The following is a 20971-nucleotide window of genomic DNA, read 5'->3' on the forward strand; positions in this document are numbered from 1 at the left end:
TGAAAATTAGAATTATTAAATTCAATTAAAATTAATAATATTTTGAATTTTTTACTTTTTAATTGATTAAGTTGTTGAAAATCAGTTTTTTTGCTGTTTTATTTTTGATTGCAAAAATTTAAGTTAATTTTTATAGAAATACCTTTTAAAACTTCATTCCTACACCTGCAGAAACTCTTCCTCCATCAGATCCATAGAAATAATTCAGCCTTGCAGACATCATTTCTACAATGCTCAGCCATACACCGGCACCGGCAGACTGATGCCATTTTCTGGAGTTTTCATTGTCATTCCATACACGGCCAATATCATACCCAATCAGGATTCCCATGTTCGCGGGAGCAATATTATTTCTTACCCTTCCGAAATCCCATCGGATTTCTGAATTGTTGGTAAAATAGGATCTTCCGGCAAATCTTTCATTTCTGAAAGCTCTCATCCCATTATTACCTCCAATAGCTGCTGCCTGATAGAATTCAAAATTATTATTGTTAATCCACATCACGTTGCTGGAATTGGCAAATACAAATTTCCCTTTTTTATCAATTCTGTGATCTACGGCTAATTTCCCTTTTACGGTTAAGAAGTTTTTATTGAAGTCAGAAAGCGTTGCTTTCCAGTCTGCATTAAGCATAAATTCAAGTCCAAGAGTAGGGAAGGCAGCGTTATCGGCATTTTTATAACCAAATGTATAATTGGCTCCCACAAACTGCTGGCTGTTAAATACACCCGGTCTTACATCCGGAGACTGATTGATAAAACGGTCAGCTTTTCGCTGTACTTTATTATCTTCAAAAGTTAACTGAAACTGATGGCTGAGGTTCATCCAGCTTTTCTTATAAATAGAAGGTGCAAAATTGAACTTGGAAATTCTGGCTCTGTTGTATTCTCTTTCCGTATTTTCTTTGTCGTAGTCACTTTCGTTGGAAAGGCCAAAGAAGTTTTGAGAGAACCTTGGAGTGGTATAAAACGCATCAATATTGAAATCCCAGCCTGAGATAGCTTTTTTAAATATCCCTTTATAGGTAAGACTGAATCCTGCTGTAGCTGTATAAAAATTAGCTTTCAAGCTGTGTTTTTGAGTGAAAGGATCACGGATGAAATTATTCACCGTATAATTGGCCAGAACTCCTACTATAACACCATCATCCGGGTTATAGTCCAGATTGGGATACCCTGCAACGGAATTGTATTTCGGATGTTTGTAATTATAGCTGTTGATGTCATAATCATCCGTAATATTTTTGGTTGCATTTCCGGAATTGTAGGTATTTTTCTGAGATTTAAAATCATAAATCTTCACCTTTCTTCCATCTGCAACGTTGTAGGTATCATGGTTATAACCACCAATTAATCTGATGGTCATTTTAGGATTTCCGCTTCCGGTTACTACATAGGTATCGTCGTCTTCCAATCCGTAGATCCAAAGTTCTTTCGTTTTTGAATCATGATATGTTTTTTCAAAAACAAGCTCATTCTTATCTTTATCCTTGCCCAGTTTATATTGCTGTACCAGTACGGAATGTCCGTTTTTCGTGATGACAAATTTATCGGGGTTTACCGTTCCTGCCAAAGGTACTTTTTTCTGAAGGACATCATAATACTGGCTTGCGTAGCTCACAAGTTTTGTTTTCCTTGCTTTCAGTTTTCTCTGGATTTCAGCAATGGTGTCGTCCTGTACTTCTTTCGAAAGATTGTGGAAGGCATCATCAATATCTGCATCTGTAAGGTGTTCCTGAATATATTTTGCCTGTGTTTCCCATTCACTTTGGTCTGCACTTTTTAAGAAGACAAGATCCATCGGATAAGGTTCCATAGCAAGCCACTTCACACTGCTGATGTCTTCTGTAAAAGTTTTCATATGACGAATGGCCGGAACATTCATAATAATTTTAAATGCTGCGCCATCATATTTACTAAATGCCTGATCCCTGTCTTTAGGAATGGGTTTGTAGACTACTTTATCGTCAACTTCATATTCTGCCCATTTCCATTGATCTGAATGTCTGTCCCAGTCGCCAATAAGCATATCAAACAATCTTGCTCTGATATAGGATTCTCTGTCAACAGAATATTTATTGCTTTTACTCAGGTTTTTTAATACATCATCCGTGGAAACAATATCTTTTGCATGATCAAGGTATGCAAGTGTTTTTGGATCTGAAGAAAAACGTTCTTCAATCATATACATTTCATCCCCATAATTTTCGTTATATCTTCCCAAAGCCTTCTGCTTAGGAATATAATATAGTTTTGGATTGCTGTGGAAAATATTCAGTTTTTCTGACATATTTCCGATGGTAAACGGAGTAAACGGATGATTGGTGGTATAAAAATCCAATAGAAATTTTTCAGGGAAAGTATCCGCAAGTTCTTCTCCTAATGTACTTTTTTGGAAAGCCATATTATTAAGAAAACGAATGGCACTCTTTTTCACACCACGCATCACAAATTCCTGTCCGTCCGTAGATTTCAATCTTAAACTGTTAGATTGGTTTCCTCCGCCTTCTCTGAACGGAATATATCCGCCATTTAGCTCTGAAAGATTGGCAGTAGGAGCTTCAATGGGAATTCCGTAATATCTTCTGTAGTGGTCTCCCCAAAGCCATCTGTAAAATTTTCTCTTTTCGGTAAGCTGTACCGGATAGATGGTTGAAGAGAATGTTGCAGGAAATGAATTCGGAAAATTATTGATGAAAACATCCGGTTTTGAAATCACTGAAATATGAGTCAGTTTTTGAAGCTGTGCATCTTTCGTAGAAAAATATTCAACATCTGTACTTTCATCTTTTCTGAAATTTAAAACTGCAAAACCGCTTCCACCGTAAGAAAAATCAGTTTTTTCCACAATAGTAGAAGGATCTGTTTTGGAACCTGCGCCGCTGATGATCTGTCTTAGATTTCCATCTTCGTGATACTGCAGGTTATGATCATGTCCGGAAACGAAAATAATATTTTCTTTATCCTGAACAATACTTTTCAATCTGTTAGCCAGATCTGCATAATGCTGGTTATTGATATCTTCAGGACTGGCTCCGGAAGAACTTCTTAAGACATTCACTACACTTGCTACTACAGGAACCGGAACTTTACTTTTGAAAGGGTAAAGATGTGATTTTGCAGAATTAAAGCCTGCATGGGTTCCGCTGCTGATAATAGGGTGGTGTAAGGCAACGATAATTCTTTTGCCCTGATTTTTAATGATAAGATCTTTAAACTCTGTGAAAAAATCTTCACGGGTTTTGATATTACAGTTTTTGTTGATTCCCGGATAATTATCCCAATTGGCAATTACCCATTCCGTATCAATAGCAATCAATTTAATATCTTTAGAAATGTTGATATCATCAATAGGACATCCGTTTTTAGGCAGAAATGCCTTTTTATCGTCAAGGTATTTTTTTACCAGTCCTTCCTGGGTATTTAATCCTTCCAGTCCGTTGTACCAGTCGTGATTTCCGGGAATAACCAATGTTTTACCTTTGAAATTCTTTGTTATAGCAAGCTGATTTTCCAGTTTTTCTTTAGCCGAAGCATAGTCCTTATCTGTTTCTTTGGGCATACCGTTCGGGTAAATATTGTCACCAAGAAAGATCAGCATAGAGTTATTGTCGGCAGAATCCAGTTTACTTTTCAGTAAATTCAGTGTTTTTTGTGCCTGCGGTTCATCCGAGTTTCCTGCATCTCCTATCAGAAAGAGCTTAAAATCATTATCAGATTTTATTTCGGAATCTTTTACTTCAAATAAGTTTTTGCCCTTTTGTACGTTATAGGTAGCACAGGAATAAAGCACTCCTGCAGACATTACCGTTCGAAGAACAATAGAAGTATTTTTTAGATGAGTTTTAAAGGATAAATTCATAAATTTACATTAACAAAATTTCAGGGATGAGCATTTTACAAAAAGCTAAAAATTATGTTGAAATCTTATTCAAAGATAAGTTATCTTCAGTATATTTTTATCATAATTTTATCCATACTGCCTACACCGTGAATAAGGCAGAGGAAATCATGAAAAATACTCCTGTTTCTGAAGAGGATCAGGAGAAAGTACTCGTTGCATTATGGTTTCATGATACGGGGTATATAGAATGTGCCCTGAACCATGAGGAGAGGAGTGTAGAGGTGATGAAAGCTTTTTTGCACCAGGAAAATTATCCTGAAAACTATATTGCAGATGTTGAAAAACTGATCCTTGCAACCAAAATACAGTACGAACCTCAGAATTTACTGGAGAAAATTGTAAAAGATGCCGATTTCAGTCATTTTGCAGGACATGATTACAGCGATATTTCCGATGCTTTGAGAAAAGAATGGGAATTAACCAACGTAAGATGTTTTTCTAATGAAGAATGGAATGCCGGAAATCTGGATATGCTGAAAAATAAGCATACTTTTTACACAGACTATGCCAAAGAAAACTGGGAACCCCTGAAAAAGAAAAACATTAAAAAGATCGAAAAGAAGCTGGAAAAGGAAGAGGAGAAAAAAGAAAACAAGAAGGAGAGCACTGAAGGTAAAAAGGATAAAGAAAAATCAGACAGAAGTGTAGATACTTTATTCAGAGTAACACTGAATAACCATACAAGACTAAGTGATATTGCTGACAGTAAAGCCAATATTTTGTTGTCAGTAAATGCGATCATTATTTCAGTTTGTCTTTCCGTTTTGGTTCCGAAGCTGGATGCTCCTAAGAATTCTCATTTGATTCTTCCGAGTTTTATCTTATTGCTTTCAAGTGTACTGACGATCATATTTGCTATTTTATCCACAAAACCGAATGTAACAAAAACCACATTTACCTCTCAGGATATTGCCAACAGAAAAGTGAATCTTCTTTTCTTCGGAAACTTTCAGCAGATGTTATTTGACGACTATCACAATGCGATGAAAGATCTGATCAAAGACAGAGATTACATCTATGATTCTATGGTGAAAGATCTGTATTATCTGGGAAAAGTTCTTGACAGAAAATACAAGCTTTTGTCCATTACCTATAAGATTTTTATGGCAGGGATTATTATTTCCGTGCTGTCTTTCGGTGCTGCATTTCTTAGTCTTTAATTAAAAAGCATCTGTTAAGCCATTGTTTTATCGGATGGCTGAAGGCTTTTCATAATAAAATGAAGAAGCTGAATGCGTGTTTTTTAGTTTTAACTTATTCCTGCGGAAGCGTAAAAGAAACTCTCAGCGCCAGCAGTCCTGTAATTCCCTGAAGATCTTCTACTTTTAAGAATTCTATATCATGCTGCAGGATTCCTTTTTTCTGAAGTTTGGAAATGTAATCCAGATATTCTTTTTGGTTTTCCATCCCGAAATAAACGATGGTAATTTTTCCGGGTGCCGTGATACGTTCTGAAGAATCTTTGATATGTGCTTTATCCAGACGTTTTTTGATGATCTCGTAATAGGAATTATAAGCTCCGTCTACATCAAAGCGTTTTTCATCCATTCTGAAACGGATGTCTATTTTTTCATTATATACGAAAATCAGTGAAGCAATATCCAGCTGTACCGGAAGATATTTTTTGAACGACTGAAATTCCAGTTCCATTTTACAGATGGTTTTCAGCTGCCAGTATCTCAGTTTGTGGACAACTTTTGAAGTGTAATGAAGCTCCGGAGCGATGCTTGGGCCTATATACAGGTTATGCTCCACACCATCAGACTTGAATCTTTCATAATAGTGCGGGAAAATTTCCTGTGCTTTTATCTGGCTTTCATCGAGCATGTCGGCCAGTTTCCGGTTGACCAAGGTGATAGAGTCATCCAGGTTTTTTCTATGATGATAAAACAGGTCAGTAGGCGTAAAGACATGTGAAAAATAGTCTTTAATTTTTGCCTTTATTTCTTTTGAAGTTCTTATTTCCAGTTTTCCCTGTAAAAAAGGATGAATTTCTTCTCTTAATAATCTTTGAAAACGCTGTTCCGTATCAGCTTTGATCTCATTGTTCAGTTCATTTTCAAAAACATCCAGTGCCAGCAGAAATTTTTCAGAATCGGAATTCGTTAGTACAAAAATCTCATTCAGCCATTCGATCTGCTGATTAAGATCCTGCAGCATCAGATTATAACGCTTTTCAGAAGAAGAACGGATATCTGAAACCCCAAACAGCGGAGTCAGGTTTTTAAAAGCAATCTGCTTTAATGTATATATTTTTTTGCCAAGAGATGCTGTGAAGTATTTTTCTGCTTCGTTTCTGAATTTCCACACTACACTGTCGTGAATGGTGGTATATTCACGCTGAATAATGGCTTCTATCTGGTAATTTTTTTCAAAATAGAACCTGTTCAGGGAGAAAAGAACCATATCGGTAAAGAACTCCAGTTTCTTAAGTTTTAAACCATTAAAGCTGCCCGCAATAGGAGAGGTAAATTCCATGATGGCAAGAAGTTCACCATCTTTCATGATTGGGATTACCATAAAACTGTTGACATTATTATCCTTTAAAATACTAAAGGAAGGAAGCTGCTTTACATTTTCATCCAGATTGTTCACATTGGAAACAACCACAGGTTTTGAATTATGATTTAAATTATTGAAAGTGCTCTTACGGGTATCTTCGTCAAAAGCATTGATCCAGAAATCCAGGATATGATTGGTAAGAAGACTTTCATAAATAGGAAGCTTATCCAGTTTCTGTTCTTTTTTATTAAAAGTCATCAGTCCGAAGCTCAGTTCCGAAACATCAAAATAAGATTTGAAAATTTCCGTCAGATTTTCATTAGGATTCAAATCTTCGGGATCAATCTCAATCATACTTGATTTCAGATCGGAAAGCGCCACTTCAGAAGTGCAGTCTACCAGGGAAATGATGGTAAATCCTTTCAGAATCCAGGATTGTGATGGGAAATATTTTTTCCACAGTTTAAAATCATCCAGGTTTTCCAGAAGCATATCCAACACATCATCAGACGGAATCCTGGCATCTTCTGTAGGAGTAATTTCCGTAAAATCTGAATTGACGGTAATCTTATAATGCTTCATGATTCCCTGTTTGTTGGGAATATCATAGTAAAACGGGATCGTACTTTTAATATCTTTTTTGAAGTAGCTCTGAAGAATCAGGCAGCAGCAGAAAACATAGAATTCATTATCTGAAATATTCCGGAGTTCTATTTCGAAGTCTTTTCCGGCATCTTTAAGAATGTCCTTAAATCTTTCCGTATAATTGAACGTGATATTGGAAAGGGGGATACTGGCTGCTTTTATTTCATTTCTGGTAAGCCCTGTCGGAAAAAGATCTGCCAGAAGCATTCTGATGAGGTCTTCATGCTTTTCCAGAAAAGCGGTGTCCTGAAAGCCGTCTCTAAGCTCTTTGAAATTTCTTGTGCTTTCTATTAATGATTCCGCATAGTTGACTCTGTATTCCAGTCGGTCATTATACCGGATATGCTCCAGAACATCCAAATATTTTTTGAATGAAATATAAACTTGAAAAGGAGAGTCTTTTTTATACAGATTAGCCAAGAGCTGGAAATTTAAAGTAAAGTTATGAAAAAAGCAGAATATTGATCGTCCGGAATTTTATTTTATTATATATAATTTGCTGGTGCTTCGGGAAATTCTGCAATGTATTTTATAATTCGTTTCTGTTTTTTATGAAGACAGATATCCAGATTACTGATTAATAAATTCTATCAATTAAAAAAGATATAGAATAAAAAAGCACAACTGAAAAGTTGTGCTTTTGTTATTTTAAATTCAGATTTTACAATCCGAACATTCTTGCAAACATATCCGGGAAAACTCCAAGGATAACAATTAAAACAATAACAACTACACCAATGATGTTGTAAGTAAGTGTTACTTTTTCTGATGATTTGAATGTTGATTCTTTAAAGAAGAACATGGCAATGATCAGTCTTAAATAGTAAGCGATAGACAGGGCAGAACCCAACACCGCTACCAATACTAGGAAAGCTGCACCGTTCATAGCCTGGGAGAATAAAGCAAATTTCCCCATGAAACCAGCGGTTAACGGAACTCCAGCCATAGAAAGCATAGAAATTGTAGCTGCTGTTGCTAATAAAGGTTCTGTTTTTGCCAATCCTTTGAAAGCTCCGAAAGAAGTTTCTCTTTTTAATTTCTCTACCCAGATCAGACACATGAAAACTCCTACTGTGGATAAAGAATAAGCAAATAAATAGAACGCCAGGTTATAAGTAGAAAGGCTTGTCATTCCAAAGAATACCAATCCGATATATCCTGCGTGGGATACAGAGGAGTAGGCCAACATTCTTTTTGCATTCGTCTGAGCAAGACCCATAACGTTTGCCAAAAGTAATGTAATGATTAAGAATACTCCTAAAACATTAATCCACTCATGAGTCACTCCAGTGAAACCAAGCGTCATCAATCTGAATAGGGCAAAGAATCCTGAGATCTTTACCACACTCGCCATAAAAGCTGTGATTAATGAAGGAGAACCTGCATATACATCAGGACTCCACATGTGGAAGGGTGCTAAAGCTACTTTGAATGCCAATGCACAAAGAATCAGTAATACTCCTAAGATGAACATTACATTCCCTGAATTGGCTACTCCGAAATCATGAATCTTATAAAGATCAAAACTTCCTGCACTTCCGTAGATAAACGCAATTCCGAACAGTAAGAAACCTGTTGCAAATGCACCCATAAGGAAATATTTAATAGAAGCTTCGTTAGATCTAAGATCAGTTTTGTTAGCTCCAGCCATTACATATAATGGAATAGAAAGGATTTCAACTCCCAAGAACATCGTCACCAGGTTCTGATATCCGAAAAGGATGATCCCTCCACATAATGCAAATAGCATCAATGCATATAATTCTGATTGGTGGCTTCTGTGATTGCTGAATGCAAAACCTCCCAGAAAGAATAATAATAAAGTTGTTACGATTGATATTTTAGTGAATAATGCGGTATTGCCACTGTACTCGTACATATGCTTGTAATGGTCGAAGAACGAACATTCCGGCATAAAACTTACATACAATGCAATGATTAATCCCAAAATCCCAATGTATCTTGCGAATTTTCCTTGTTCAAAAACTCCTGAAAATAACGCAATAACTGCCGTTAGGAAAACAATAATTAAAACACTCATTTCTTAAAATATCAAATTAACTTACCATTGATTGGTAGATAAACTTCACCGAACTACTCACCATGTCGATTACCGGTTGTGGGAAAATACCTAGTAAAATCACAAAAACCGCTAAACTTGCCAATACAGAAAACTCTACACCAGATAAATCTTTTGCTGTACTTAAAACGGCTTCATCTCCTTCTCCAAACATTGCTTTTCCGTAAAATCTCAATAAATACACCGCACAAAGAATTACCGTAAGACCAGCAATTACTGCTGCTGTTCCGTTAAAATCATAAACAGATTTCAACAGAATAAATTCTCCGATGAATCCATTGGTCAATGGAACTCCCATTGAACCTAATATAATGATCAGAAACAACACCGCAAACTTAGGCGCTACTTTAGCTAAACCACCCATTTGTCTGATGTCTCTTGATTTAAATCTCTTATATAGAATATCACAACAGTAGAATAAACCTACTACGTTGATACCGTGTGCAAAAGTCTGTACTAAAGCTCCTTCAGCTCCTTCTACATTGAAAGTTCCTCTTAAAGTAACTACTGCAGAAGCGAAGATCCCTGCTACCATCAATCCTACGTGAGAGAAAGATGAATACGCAATAATTCTCTTCATATCCGTCTGGATAATAGCAATAAGAGCTCCGTGAACAATTCCTACAATAGCAAGAATAATCACAATCTGCCCGGAAATTCCTGCAATCGGAAGCGGTGTAATTGGAAGTAAATAACGCATTACGCCATATACTGCCATCTTCAGCATGATCCCTGATAATAACATGGATCCCTGAGTAGGAGAGTAGGTATAGGTATCAGGCTGCCATGTATGGAAAGGAAATACCGGTAATTTCACTGCAAAAGCAAAGAAAATAAACCAGAATACCACAGTCTGCTGTACTTCGTTCAGTTGGGCATTATATAAATCTGTTAAAGCGAATGATGCAGAGTGGTTGTACACATAGATCAATCCAGCCAACATAAATAATGATCCCACGAATGTATATACGAAGAATTTCGTAGTGAATTCGAACCTTTTATTCTCTTGTCCCCAAAGTCCGGCAATGAACCAAATTGGAATCAAAGTTACTTCCCAGAAAATGTAGAATAACAATCCGTCTAAAGAAGTGAATACTCCTACAAGACCAAACTGCATCAACAGAATTAATCCGTAGAATGTATTTCTGTAGTTTACATTTTCGTTGAAAGATGATAAAATGATGATTGGAGCCAGAATATTGGTCAACACTAAAAGAAGCATGCTCATCCCGTCAACACCGAAATGAAGAGAGCTTTTAATGAATTGAGACCAAGGATAAGTGATTTCGTACTGAAGCTTACTGTCTACTGTCGGTCCAAAATTGAAATCCGAAAGCATATAGAAGGTAAGTAGCATCTGTACCAATGCAATTCCAAGCGCCAAATATTTGCTGGAACTATTCTTCCATGCAAAAACTAATCCCGAACCTACTAGAGGTAATAGTAATAATGTTAATAATAAACAAGACATTATTATTGTAATAAAAAGTTAACAATTAATATAATTCCCACAGCTAAAGACATGATAAGGATATATGTCTCTACATTTCCGTTCTGTACACGCTTCATAGCTTTTCCGCTGTCTTCAGCACCATCACCTACAAAGTTTACAAAACGGTCTAAGATACCCTTATCAAACATTTTTCCTCCGCGTCCTAATCCTTCAACAGTTTTTACAATCAATGCGTTGTAAAGTTCGTCAACGTATAATTTCTTAGCAGAAAGCTTTTCCCATCCGGTATAGTTTTCCTCTGCCACAGCCATCTTCTTCTTACTTACATAAGTATTTCTAACGATGAACCAAACAGTGAAGAACATAAGCACTGTAGCTGCTAATAAGATCATTTCAGTATTGAAAGGTACTCCTGAAAGAGTAGCTTCCATCTGGCTGAAGCTTTGTTCCGTAAGAACAGGCTTTAACCATTCCATCAGTTTAGCATAGTGCCCGTGACCGATGAAGTGTGGCAGGTTGATAAAACCTCCGATTACAGAAAGAATAGCCAATACGATCAATGGTAATGTCATATTAGAAGGGCTTTCGTGTAAGTGGTGTTTTTGTTCTTCAGTACCTCTGAATTCTCCGTGGAATGTCAAATAGTAAAGTCTGAACATATAGGTTGCAGTCATTGCCGCTAAAACAAATAAGATTACCCAGTAAACAGGGTTTTTAGCGAAAGCTGCTACTAAAATTTCGTCTTTAGAGATCATCCCTGATAATAAAGGGAAACCTGAGATGGCTAATGTTCCGATCAGGAATGTAGCGTGGGTAAGAGGAATATATTTTTTAAGACCTCCCATGAAACGCATATCCTGTTCGTTGCTCATAGCGTGGATTACAGAACCTGCACCTAAGAATAACAACGCCTTAAAGAATGCGTGTGTCATTACATGGAACATAGCCGTTGTATATGCCCCAAGACCTAAAGCGATGAACATAAATCCAAGTTGTGAAACGGTAGAGTATGCCAATACTTTTTTGATATCGTTCTGACGAAGTGCATAGAAACCAGCCAAAGCAGCCGTTAAGAATCCGATGAATAAAATTCCTCCCTGCACTGTAGGTGCCAAAGTAAATAAGAAGTTAGATCTTACTACCAAATAGATCCCTGCAGTTACCATCGTTGCCGCGTGGATCAACGCTGATACAGGAGTTGGTCCCGCCATCGCATCCGGTAACCATGTATATAATGGAACCTGAGCCGATTTACCGGTAGCACCGATGAATAAACTCGCCGTGATAAAGATAATCACTGTTCCGTCTAATTCAAATTTTGAAGCGTTTTCTGCTACAGAAAGATAATCTACAGCATTGGTCTGAGAAGCAATCATGAAAATACCGATCAATAACGCAAGGTCACCAATTCTGTTCATGATGAAAGCTTTTCTTGCCGCTTTACCGTATTCTTCGTTGGTATACCAGAATCCGATCAAAAGGTAAGAACAAAGACCTACACCTTCCCATCCAATGAACAGGATAAGGTAGTTGCTTCCCATTACTAAAAGTAACATGGAGAAGATGAAAAGGTTCAGGTAAGTAAAAAACTTGTAGAATCCTTTATCATGACTCATATATCCGATAGAGTATAAGTGGATCAGTGAACCGATACCCGTAATGATCATTACCATCATTAATGAAAGCTGATCAATCTGGAATCCAAAATTGATTTGAACACCATTTACTCTAAACCATTCAAAAGCTTTTACGATAACAGGCTGGCTTTCAGAATTGAAATTCATGAAAATACTTACCGCAATACAGAAAGATCCAAAAACCATTGCTGTAGCCAAAGATCCTACCAATATTTTTGGAAGGTTTTTCCCAAATAGCCCGTTAATAAGAAACCCTAAAAGTGGTAAAAGTACTATTGCATATACTAGATTCTCCATTCTTATCCTCTTAATTTATTAAATATACTCACATCTACAGAACGGGTATTTCTATATAGCATAGCAATAATTGCTAGGCCTACCGCTACTTCCGCAGCTGCTACCACCATAATGAAGAAAACTAAAAGTTGTCCGTCGCCGTTGCCTTTATACGCTGAAAAAGCTGCCAATAAAAGGTTTACAGAATTCAGCATAAGCTCTACACAGCCCAGAATCACAATAGCATTTTTTCTAAGCAATACTCCCATTACTCCCAAGCAGAACAATACTGAGGAAAGAATGATGAAGTATTCCAAAGGGACGCTTTGTATAAATGTATTTACTTCTCCCATAATTTTATAAATCTTTTTTACCGATTAATACCGCGCCTACAATACCTGCCAGAATTAGGATGGAAGCAAGCTCAAACGGTAAAACATATTCATTAAACAAAAGTCTACCCAGATTTTTTGTAAGCCCCACTCCTCTGTCTACATTTTCAACAACAATGTGGTTGTCTTTTATACCTCTGAAAACACCTAGCACACCTACTAAAAGAATACCTGCTGTAAAAACTCCAACAAATTTTAAAGTATTGTTCTTCTTACTTTCGTCTCCTTTATTAAGGTTAAGCATCATTAAGATGTAAAGGAAAAGCACCATGATAGCACCTGCGTACACTATAATCTGGATGATTGCTAGGAATTGTGCATTGAGAAGAATGTACATTCCGGCAATTGAAAACATCGTAACAATTAATGACAAAATAGCATAAAGAGGATTTCTTGCAAATACAAAGTAAACAGCACTTGCAACTGCTAAAAACGCCACCAAGAAAAATAAAAACTGATCCATTATTTTACCGCATTTTTTTGTTTCTCGGATTGTCTTGTCGTGATATCAATCCTTTCATTTATTTTTTCAACTAGTTTATCTTTTCCGTAAATGAAAGAACCTCTGTTGGTTTCCACATCTACCAATCTGTCTGTAAGATAGATGGCAGATTTAGGACAAGCTTCTTCACACATACCGCAGAAAATACATCTCAGCATATTGATTTCATATACTGAAGCGTACTTTTCTTCTCTGTAAAGACCTTTTTCCTCTTTAGTTCTTTCAGCAGCAGTCATCGTAATGGCTTCTGCAGGACAAGCTACCGCACAAAGTCCGCAAGCTGTACATCTTTCTCTGCCTTCTTCGTCTCTCTTCAAAACGTGCTGGCCTCTCCAGATGGTTGTTCTTGGTTTCTGTACTTCCGGATAGGAATATACTGCGGGAGCACCTTTTATCACGGTTCTTACAGCATGCTTAAATGTAATCCCCATCCCTGTAAAGATGGCAGGAAGGTAGATTTTTTCAGCAAGGGTCATTTCTTTATTGGAAACAACTTTTGATCTGTTTGTAAGTTTCATTTAATTATAGATATTAGATGTTAGACACCAGATTTTAGACTAATCTTGTCTGCTATCTTAATTATTTAATATTGATGATTGAATATGATACGCTAAAGATAAAACTTTGATTTCATTATCAAATTTTCAAATCAGCTCATTTTCAAATTTTCTTAGTTTGCAAATGCTAAAATTACAGCTCCTGTAATTAATAGGTTTACCAATGCCATTGGGATTAATGTTTTCCATCCTAAGTGCATTAACTGGTCATATCTGAATCTTGGAAGTGTCCATCTGATCCACATGAAGATCAGAATTCCGATTACTGTTTTTGTAAGGAACGCTACGATACTTAAGATCCCGGCAGCATTTTCACCCCAGTTCTGAGTTACCCATTCAATACCAGGATAGTTGTACCCTCCGAAGAAAAGAACTACCATAAATGCATTGGAAATAAACATGTTCACATATTCTCCGAACATATACAACCCTAATTTCATGGAAGAGTATTCTGTAGAATATCCTGTTACCAATTCAGATTCACACTCTGGTAAATCGAACGGGTGTCTGTTGGTTTCTGCTAAAGCTGCTACAAAGAAAACAAGGAATGCAATCGGCTGGTAGAAAATATTCCAGTTCAATCCTGAAACCCAAGGAATAACTCCCCATAATTTTCCGGTAGTCTGACTTTCAGTGATTTCTTTTAAATCTAAACTTCCAGACATCATAATGATAGAAAGAAGTGCTAGTCCCATTGCCAATTCATAAGAAATCATCTGAGAAGAAGCACGGATAGCACCTAATAATGAATATTTGTTGTTCGAAGCCCAACCTCCGATCATAATTCCGTAAACCCCGATGGAAGCCATACCGATGATGAAAAGTACACCCACATCAATGTTGGCAACCTGAAGATCAAAAGAAGTACCTGCAATATTTAAACTTTTACCCCAAGGAATTACAGCTCCTGTAATCAATGAAATAAACATTACCAAAGCTGGTCCTAATACGAAAAGAAATCTTTCAGCATTAGCAGGGGTGAAGTCTTCTTTAAAGAAAAACTTTCCACCGTCAGCAAGAGGCTGCAGTAATCCGAAAGGTCCTGCTCTGTTGGGACCAATTCTATCCTGCATGATAGAGGCAACTTTTCTTTCTGCCCATGTAGAGTAGGCTGCAATCGTCAATGATAGCAAGAAAAGCGCTAGTACAAGTATAAGTTTAAATGTAAGTAAATCCATTTTTATTTTTATAGATGTTAGATATTAGAATTTAGAAATTAGAATGAAGAAAGTCTGTCATCTAATATCTGAAATCTGAAATCTTATTAAAATTATTTTTCGTCTTTTTCACTGATTTCTTTAGCCATCGGATTGTCTAAAACTCTTAGCTCATCCTTTGGTTTTTCGTAGTGGTTCAATGAAATTACAGAATGTCTGTCGATATGTCTAGGACCTTCGATATTCCAGTCTGATAATGATTTTCTTTCGAAACGGCATGTATCGCAGATGAATTCTTCTACTTCACCCCACTGGTCTTTTCTTGCTGTAACTCTTAGAATTTCGTCACCTTTCATCCATACTAAAGCTTTTCCTGAACACTTGTCACATTTGCAAGAAGCGTTCATTGGTTTTGTAAACCATACTCTGCTTGCAAAACGTGCTGTTCTGTCTGTTAAAGCTCCTACAGGACAAACGTCAATAACGTTTCCGATGAAGTCATTGTCTAAAGCTTTATTTAAATAGGTTGAAATTTCAGCGTGATCTCCTCTGAAAAGAATACCGTGTTCTCTTGTTTCTGTAAGCTGGTTAGCCGTCAGTACGCATCTTGCGCAAAGAATACAACGGTTCATATTTAATTTGATGTTCGGTCCAAGATCATCAGCTTCGTAAGTATTTCTTTCGAATTCTGTTCTTGTATTTTCCACACCATGTTCATAGCCTAAATCCTGAAGATGACATTCTCCGGCCTGGTCACAGATAGGGCAGTCCAGCGGGTGATTGACCAATAAGAATTCGGTAACCGCTTTTCTTCCTTCCTGGGCTTTCTCGGAAGTAAGGTTTTTTACTTCCATCCCATCCATTACATTAGTTCTGCAGCTTGCTACTAATTTTGGCATAGGGCGCGGATCTGCTTCAGATCCTTTAGAAACTTCTACCAGACAAGTTCTACATCTACCTCCACTGGTTTCTAATTTGCTGTAGTAGCACATAGCAGGAGGTACAGATTTTCCACCAATTTGTCTTGCGGCTTCCAGAATGGAAGTCCCAGGCATCACTTCGGTAGTCTGTCCGTCTATAGTTATTTTGAATTTTTTAACTTCTTCGCTCATATTGTATGCTTTAAGCTTTATGCATTAAGCAATAGGCTTTGTTATTTATATTTCTTAGTATTAAATGTATATCCGATTCCTGCAAGGACCTGTCCGAAAACGAAATCCTGCTGGGCTTTGTCCGGTTTGTTATTCAATGTAGTTTTAATATCCCACATATTGATATAACCTGCTTTTCCTTCTAATCTTACCATTACGTGATCCCAAAGAACAAGGTTAAGACTGGTTCTTAGATCGGTTCCCATACCTGCTACGTGGAAACGGTCACTTCTTTCATTTCCAAAAAGCTTTACATTACTTTTCGGAAACATAAATCCAAGACCGGCTCCGTAAGACCAAACCAAATCAACATTTTTCTTATTGATAAGATTCTGATATTTTTCAAGACCTAAGTTTTCATAGTTAAGTCCGTCTGTATGTTCAAAAGTTAGGAACTTCTCATCTGCCAGGTTTACCTGTCCGTTTTGTACCATTGCTGCATATTCAGGATCTGAAATGTTACCTTTGAAATTAACAGTCTGGTTCTGATTCATCACATACTTCATATGGTCTATTCCCAAAACTAAAGCTAAATTATCTTTAATAAAATAACCTGCTCTAAAGTTGTACTGAACTACAGTAAACCAGCCCGGGTTGATATAAACAATACCAAACTTGGTAGGTCTGTCCTGAGCAGATACATTATTCAGCTGAAAATCATAGCCATTTCCTGTGAAACGGATATCGGAATTACTGAACGCCGCTCTGTTCCATCCGAAGAAAACGAACATCTGACCTTTTTTGCTTAAAGGTTCAGGCTTCTTTCTGGAAACCAATGCTCCTTTATCTGAACTTCTATCTATTAAAGTATCTTTTTCTTTATTTTGTCCGAAAACAAAACTCGACATCATTAAGCCGACAACCAATAATTTTTTCATGTTACCTATGCATTCTTTTCTACAGCAGGGATAGGATCTGCATAATGTGCCAATCCATAATTTTGTGTCTGAGACAATTCCGGGTTTTTGATGTGCCATTCGAATTCATCTCTGAAGTGACGGATTGCTGCTGCAACCGGCCAGGCTGCTGCATCACCCAATGGACAAATCGTGTTTCCTTCGATTTTTCTCTGGATATCCCAAAGTAGATCGATATCTTCCATTTTTCCTTCTCCTTTCTCGATTTTCTTTAAAATCTTGTACATCCATCCTGTTCCTTCACGGCAAGGAGTACATTGTCCACAGCTTTCGTGGTTGTAGAATCTTGCCAAAGTCATGGTGTGATCTACAATACACTGGTCTTCATCCAAAACGATAAAACCTCCTGAACCCATCATAGTTCCGGTAGCAAAACCACCATCTGCCAATGATTCATAGTTCATATATCTTGGCTCTCCGTTCACGGTTCTCAGCAATAAATTTGCAGGAACAATCGGAACAGAACTTCCTCCAGGAATACAAGCCTTTAATCTTTTACCGTCTTTAATACCGCCACAATATTCATCAGAATAGATGAATTCTTCTACAGTGATCGTCATATCAATTTCGTATACCCCAGGTTTGTTGATGTTTCCACAAGCTGAAATTAATTTCGTTCCTGTAGATCTTCCAACTCCTATTTTAGCATATTCAGCACCTGTAATATCAATGATTGGAACGATTGCCGCGATAGATTCAACGTTATTTACTACCGTTGGTCTTTCCCATAGACCTTTTACAGCCGGGAATGGCGGTTTTAACCTTGGGTTACCTCTTTTTCCTTCAAGGGATTCCAGCAATGCAGTTTCTTCACCACAGATATATGCTCCACCACCTCTCTGTACATAGATTTCAAGATCGAAACCAGTTCCTAAAATATTTTTACCTAAAAATCCTGCTGCTTTAGCTTCTTCAATAGCTTCCTCAAGGATATCCGGAATCCATGAATATTCTCCACGGATGTAGATATAAGAAGTATTGGAACCTAAACAGTAAGAAGAAATTAGCATTCCCTCGATCAATAAATGAGGAAGGAACTCCATCAGATATCTGTCCTTGAATGTTCCAGGCTCAGATTCATCCGCATTCACAACAAGGTGTCTTGGAACGCCTTCCGGTTTTGCCAGAAAGCTCCATTTCATTCCTGTTGGGAATCCAGCTCCACCACGACCTCTCAGTCCTGAAGCTTTTACTTCTTCAAGAATTTCGTCAGGAGTCATCTTCAAGGCTTTTTCAGCTGCTGTGTAACCTCCCTGCTTACGGTATGTTTCAAAGTAGCGAATACCTTCTATATGTGCGTCTTTAAGTAAAAGTTTTTTACTCATTGTATATTATGCTTTTAGCGGTCAGCTATTGGCTTTTGGCTTCTAACTTATGCTATTTTAATTTGTTAAAATTTATTTAGTCTAAAGCAACTTGTCCCTGTCTGCAAAGATCAAGGATTTCATCTACTTTTTCTATCGTTAAATTTTCATGAAAGAATTTTCCAAGCTGCAGCATTGGTGCGTATCCGCATGCTCCAAGACATTCAGCTGGCTTTAAAGTGAACATACCGTCTTCAGTAGTTTCCCCGTCTTTAATGTTCAGTTTGGTTCTGATATGATCCAGAATTTTTTCGCTTCCACAAACCATACAAGGTCCTGTTCTGCAAACTTCCAATACATATTTACCTACCGGCTTCATATTGAACATGGTATAGAAAGTAGCCACTTCATATACTTCGATCGGCTGGATACTTAATAGTCCGGCAACATAATCCATCACAGGAACATCTAACCATCCTCCGAATTCTTTCTGTGCCAGGTGAAGTACAGGAAGAAGAGCAGATTTCTGTCTTCCTTCAGGATATCTCGCGATAATTTTGTGTACCTGTGCTAAACTTTCCGGTTTAAAAGCTATTGTTTCGCTCATTTTTTATCTAAGATTTCAGATGCCAGATTTCAGACATCAGATTTTAAATTTATATGTAAAGCTAAGCGTCAGGCATCTTAAATCTGATGTCTGACATCTTATATTTTATGCGTCTAATTCTCCCGCAATGATATTCATACTACACATCGTTACAATGGCATCTGAAATTACAGAACCTGTAATCATTTCAGGGTATGCCTGATAGTAGATGAAGCATGGTCTTCTGAAGTGAAGTCTGTAAGGGCTTCTTCCTCCGTCACTCACAAGATAGAAACCTAATTCTCCGTTTCCACCTTCTACAGCATGGTAAACTTCTCCTTTCGGTACATCAGTTTCTCCCATTACAATTTTGAAATGGTAGATCAATGCTTCCATTTTCTGATAAACATCTGCCTTTTCAGGAAGATAGAAATCAGGAACATCCGCATGGAATGGTCCTTCCGGAAGATTTTCGTATGCTTGTTTGATAATTTTAATAGATTCCCAGATTTCCTGCTGACGAACCATGAAACGGTCGTAAGTATCTCCTGAAGTTCCTACAGGAATAATGAAATCGAAATCTTCGTATGAAGAATAAGGCTGTGCAACTCTTACATCGTAATCTACACCTGCTGCACGTAAGTTGGGACCTGTGAAACCGTAGCTTAAAGCTCTTTCGGCAGAAATAGCTCCTGTTCCGATGGTTCTGTCCATGAAAATTCTGTTTCTTTCTAACAGGGTACAGAATTCTTTGAATCTTGGTGGGAAAGTTTTTAAGAAGTCTTTTAATAACTCATGAAACTTAGGTGTGAAATCTCTTTCAAATCCTCCGATTCTTCCCATATTGGTGGTCATTCTGGCTCCGCAGATCTGCTCATACATATCATAAATACGTTCTCTTTCGATGAACATATAGGTAAGACCTGTAATAGCTCCTGAGTCCATTCCGGTTACCCCGTTACAGATCAGGTGGTCACCGATTCTTGCAAGTTCCATCAAGATCACACGCATGTAGTCTACACGTTTTGGAACTTTTACGCCAATCAGCTTTTCTACTGTCATGTGCCAACCTAAGTTATTGATAGGTGCAGAACAGTAGTTCATACGGTCTGTAAGGGTAGTGATTTGAGAATAGTTTCTTCTTTCAGAAATTTTCTCAAATGCTCTGTGGATATATCCTACAGTTTGCTCTGCATGAAGGATTCTTTCTCCGTCCATCGTTAAGATATTCTGGAAAATCCCGTGAGTAGCAGGGTGGGTAGGTCCCAGATTCAGGGTATATAATTGTCCGTCAATCTGTTCCTTACTTTCGTACTGGTTTAGTATATTAGATAATGAGTTATCTTTCATAATGATTGCTTTTAGCTATTTGCTTCTGGCTATTGGCTAGCTGCCATTGGCCATTCGCTTTTTTATCTTCCGAACATACTATCGTTCTTGTCGGTTCTTGTACCGTCTTCTAGTCGATATTCCTTCAACATTGGGTGGTATCCCAGGTCTTCCATATTCAAAATAGGTCTCAGATCCGGGTGTCCTTTAAATTTAATCCCATAGAAATCATACGTTTCTCTTTCCATCCAGTTAGCTCCTGCATACAGATCCACAAGAGAATCAACTTCAATGTTTTCTCTGGACATAAAGATTTTCAGACGTAATCTGAAATTGGCCATCATATTATGTAAATGGTAGACAACACCAATTTCCTTTTCAGGGAATTCAGGATAATGAATACCACAGATATCTGTAAGGAAATTAAATTCCAATGATGAATCTTTCAGATAGTGAATGATTTTCTTAATATCATCTTTCTTCACTTCAATCGTTAGCATTCCATAAGGTTCTGAGCTTGAAATGACAGATTCCGGAAATTCTCTTGTGATGGCTTCTAATACAAATTCGTTTGTCATT

General features: G+C 37.3%; 16 protein-coding genes. 1 reads left to right on the top strand and 15 read right to left on the bottom strand.

Annotation, left to right across the window (positions count from 1 at the left end; genetic code table 11):
* Positions 1 to 145: 145 nt before the first annotated feature.
* Positions 146 to 3862, bottom strand: a complete 3717-nt coding sequence (locus CLU97_RS21045) for a metallophosphoesterase (RefSeq protein ID WP_121489852.1) — start codon at positions 3860 to 3862, stop codon at positions 146 to 148.
* Between the two features lie 26 nt (positions 3863 to 3888).
* Between CLU97_RS21045 and CLU97_RS21050 the strand changes: the two genes are divergently transcribed.
* Entirely contained in the window at positions 3889 to 5064 is a 1176-nt protein-coding gene (locus CLU97_RS21050; protein WP_121489853.1) for a Pycsar system effector family protein, read from the top strand.
* A gap of 94 nt (positions 5065 to 5158) precedes the next feature.
* Here CLU97_RS21050 and CLU97_RS21055 read toward each other — a convergent pair whose 3' ends face one another.
* The 14 genes from CLU97_RS21055 to CLU97_RS21120 form a co-directional block, all read right to left on the bottom strand.
* Positions 5159 to 7471: a GAF domain-containing protein gene (locus tag CLU97_RS21055; RefSeq protein WP_121489854.1), complete on the bottom strand. Its 2313-nt coding sequence runs from the start codon at positions 7469 to 7471 to the stop codon at positions 5159 to 5161.
* A gap of 241 nt (positions 7472 to 7712) precedes the next feature.
* Positions 7713 to 9092 carry an NADH-quinone oxidoreductase subunit N gene (locus tag CLU97_RS21060; RefSeq protein WP_121489855.1) on the bottom strand — a complete coding sequence of 460 codons (1380 nt, stop codon included), beginning with the start codon at positions 9090 to 9092 and terminating at the stop codon, positions 7713 to 7715.
* Between the two features lie 16 nt (positions 9093 to 9108).
* Positions 9109 to 10602, bottom strand: a complete 1494-nt coding sequence (locus CLU97_RS21065) for a NuoM family protein (protein WP_121489856.1) — start codon at positions 10600 to 10602, stop codon at positions 9109 to 9111.
* A gap of 2 nt (positions 10603 to 10604) precedes the next feature.
* A complete protein-coding gene (gene nuoL, locus CLU97_RS21070) occupies positions 10605 to 12518 on the bottom strand; it encodes an NADH-quinone oxidoreductase subunit L (RefSeq protein ID WP_121489857.1) in 1914 nt (637 codons plus the stop codon).
* Positions 12519 to 12520: 2 nt separating this feature from the next.
* Entirely contained in the window at positions 12521 to 12850 is a 330-nt protein-coding gene (gene nuoK, locus CLU97_RS21075) for an NADH-quinone oxidoreductase subunit NuoK (protein WP_089696983.1), read from the bottom strand.
* 4 nt (positions 12851 to 12854) lie between these two features.
* Complete coding sequence (locus CLU97_RS21080; RefSeq protein WP_105703833.1) at positions 12855 to 13352, bottom strand: NADH-quinone oxidoreductase subunit J; 498 nt, start codon at positions 13350 to 13352, stop codon at positions 12855 to 12857.
* The gene (locus tag CLU97_RS21085; protein WP_040996950.1) at positions 13352 to 13909 is read right to left on the bottom strand and encodes a NuoI/complex I 23 kDa subunit family protein; all 558 of its coding nucleotides are present in this window, start codon (positions 13907 to 13909) and stop codon (positions 13352 to 13354) included. Before CLU97_RS21085 ends, CLU97_RS21080 begins: the two co-directional genes overlap by 1 nt.
* Before the next feature lie 152 nt (positions 13910 to 14061).
* Positions 14062 to 15126 (bottom strand): NADH-quinone oxidoreductase subunit NuoH, encoded by a 1065-nt coding sequence (gene nuoH, locus CLU97_RS21090; RefSeq protein WP_121489858.1) that lies wholly within the window; start codon positions 15124 to 15126, stop codon positions 14062 to 14064.
* Positions 15127 to 15218: 92 nt separating this feature from the next.
* Positions 15219 to 16217 carry a 2Fe-2S iron-sulfur cluster-binding protein gene (locus tag CLU97_RS21095; RefSeq protein WP_121489859.1) on the bottom strand — a complete coding sequence of 333 codons (999 nt, stop codon included), beginning with the start codon at positions 16215 to 16217 and terminating at the stop codon, positions 15219 to 15221.
* A gap of 41 nt (positions 16218 to 16258) precedes the next feature.
* Entirely contained in the window at positions 16259 to 17134 is an 876-nt protein-coding gene (locus CLU97_RS21100; RefSeq protein ID WP_121489860.1) for a hypothetical protein, read from the bottom strand.
* Between the two features lie 5 nt (positions 17135 to 17139).
* A complete protein-coding gene (gene nuoF, locus CLU97_RS21105) occupies positions 17140 to 18498 on the bottom strand; it encodes an NADH-quinone oxidoreductase subunit NuoF (protein WP_121489861.1) in 1359 nt (452 codons plus the stop codon).
* A gap of 76 nt (positions 18499 to 18574) precedes the next feature.
* Positions 18575 to 19084, bottom strand: coding sequence for a complex I 24 kDa subunit family protein (gene nuoE, locus CLU97_RS21110; RefSeq protein WP_034693429.1), 510 nt, complete (start codon positions 19082 to 19084; stop codon positions 18575 to 18577).
* Between the two features lie 105 nt (positions 19085 to 19189).
* A complete protein-coding gene (gene nuoD / locus CLU97_RS21115) occupies positions 19190 to 20413 on the bottom strand; it encodes an NADH dehydrogenase (quinone) subunit D (protein ID WP_047096007.1) in 1224 nt (407 codons plus the stop codon).
* 62 nt (positions 20414 to 20475) lie between these two features.
* Positions 20476 to 20970, bottom strand: a complete 495-nt coding sequence (locus tag CLU97_RS21120) for an NADH-quinone oxidoreductase subunit C (protein ID WP_121489862.1) — start codon at positions 20968 to 20970, stop codon at positions 20476 to 20478.
* Position 20971: the final 1 nt, after the last annotated feature.

The sequence above is a fragment of the Chryseobacterium sp. 7 genome, from assembly GCF_003663845.1.
Classification (GTDB): domain Bacteria; phylum Bacteroidota; class Bacteroidia; order Flavobacteriales; family Weeksellaceae; genus Chryseobacterium.

Excerpts from the sequence above, each read along its gene's own strand:
- CLU97_RS21045 (WP_121489852.1), bottom strand. The coding sequence starts at position 3,862 with ATGAATTTATCCTTTAAAACTCATCTAAAAAATACTTCTATTGTTCTT.
- CLU97_RS21050 (WP_121489853.1), top strand. The coding sequence starts at position 3,889 with ATGAGCATTTTACAAAAAGCTAAAAATTATGTTGAAATCTTATTCAAA.
- CLU97_RS21060 (WP_121489855.1), bottom strand. The coding sequence starts at position 9,092 with ATGAGTGTTTTAATTATTGTTTTCCTAACGGCAGTTATTGCGTTATTT.
- CLU97_RS21065 (WP_121489856.1), bottom strand. The coding sequence starts at position 10,602 with ATGTCTTGTTTATTATTAACATTATTACTATTACCTCTAGTAGGTTCG.
- nuoL (WP_121489857.1), bottom strand. The coding sequence starts at position 12,518 with ATGGAGAATCTAGTATATGCAATAGTACTTTTACCACTTTTAGGGTTT.
- nuoK (WP_089696983.1), bottom strand. The coding sequence starts at position 12,850 with ATGGGAGAAGTAAATACATTTATACAAAGCGTCCCTTTGGAATACTTC.
- CLU97_RS21080 (WP_105703833.1), bottom strand. The coding sequence starts at position 13,352 with ATGGATCAGTTTTTATTTTTCTTGGTGGCGTTTTTAGCAGTTGCAAGT.
- CLU97_RS21085 (WP_040996950.1), bottom strand. The coding sequence starts at position 13,909 with ATGAAACTTACAAACAGATCAAAAGTTGTTTCCAATAAAGAAATGACC.
- nuoH (WP_121489858.1), bottom strand. The coding sequence starts at position 15,126 with ATGGATTTACTTACATTTAAACTTATACTTGTACTAGCGCTTTTCTTG.
- CLU97_RS21095 (WP_121489859.1), bottom strand. The coding sequence starts at position 16,217 with ATGAGCGAAGAAGTTAAAAAATTCAAAATAACTATAGACGGACAGACT.
- CLU97_RS21100 (WP_121489860.1), bottom strand. The coding sequence starts at position 17,134 with ATGAAAAAATTATTGGTTGTCGGCTTAATGATGTCGAGTTTTGTTTTC.
- nuoF (WP_121489861.1), bottom strand. The coding sequence starts at position 18,498 with ATGAGTAAAAAACTTTTACTTAAAGACGCACATATAGAAGGTATTCGC.
- nuoE (WP_034693429.1), bottom strand. The coding sequence starts at position 19,084 with ATGAGCGAAACAATAGCTTTTAAACCGGAAAGTTTAGCACAGGTACAC.
- nuoD (WP_047096007.1), bottom strand. The coding sequence starts at position 20,413 with ATGAAAGATAACTCATTATCTAATATACTAAACCAGTACGAAAGTAAG.
- CLU97_RS21120 (WP_121489862.1), bottom strand. The coding sequence starts at position 20,970 with ATGACAAACGAATTTGTATTAGAAGCCATCACAAGAGAATTTCCGGAA.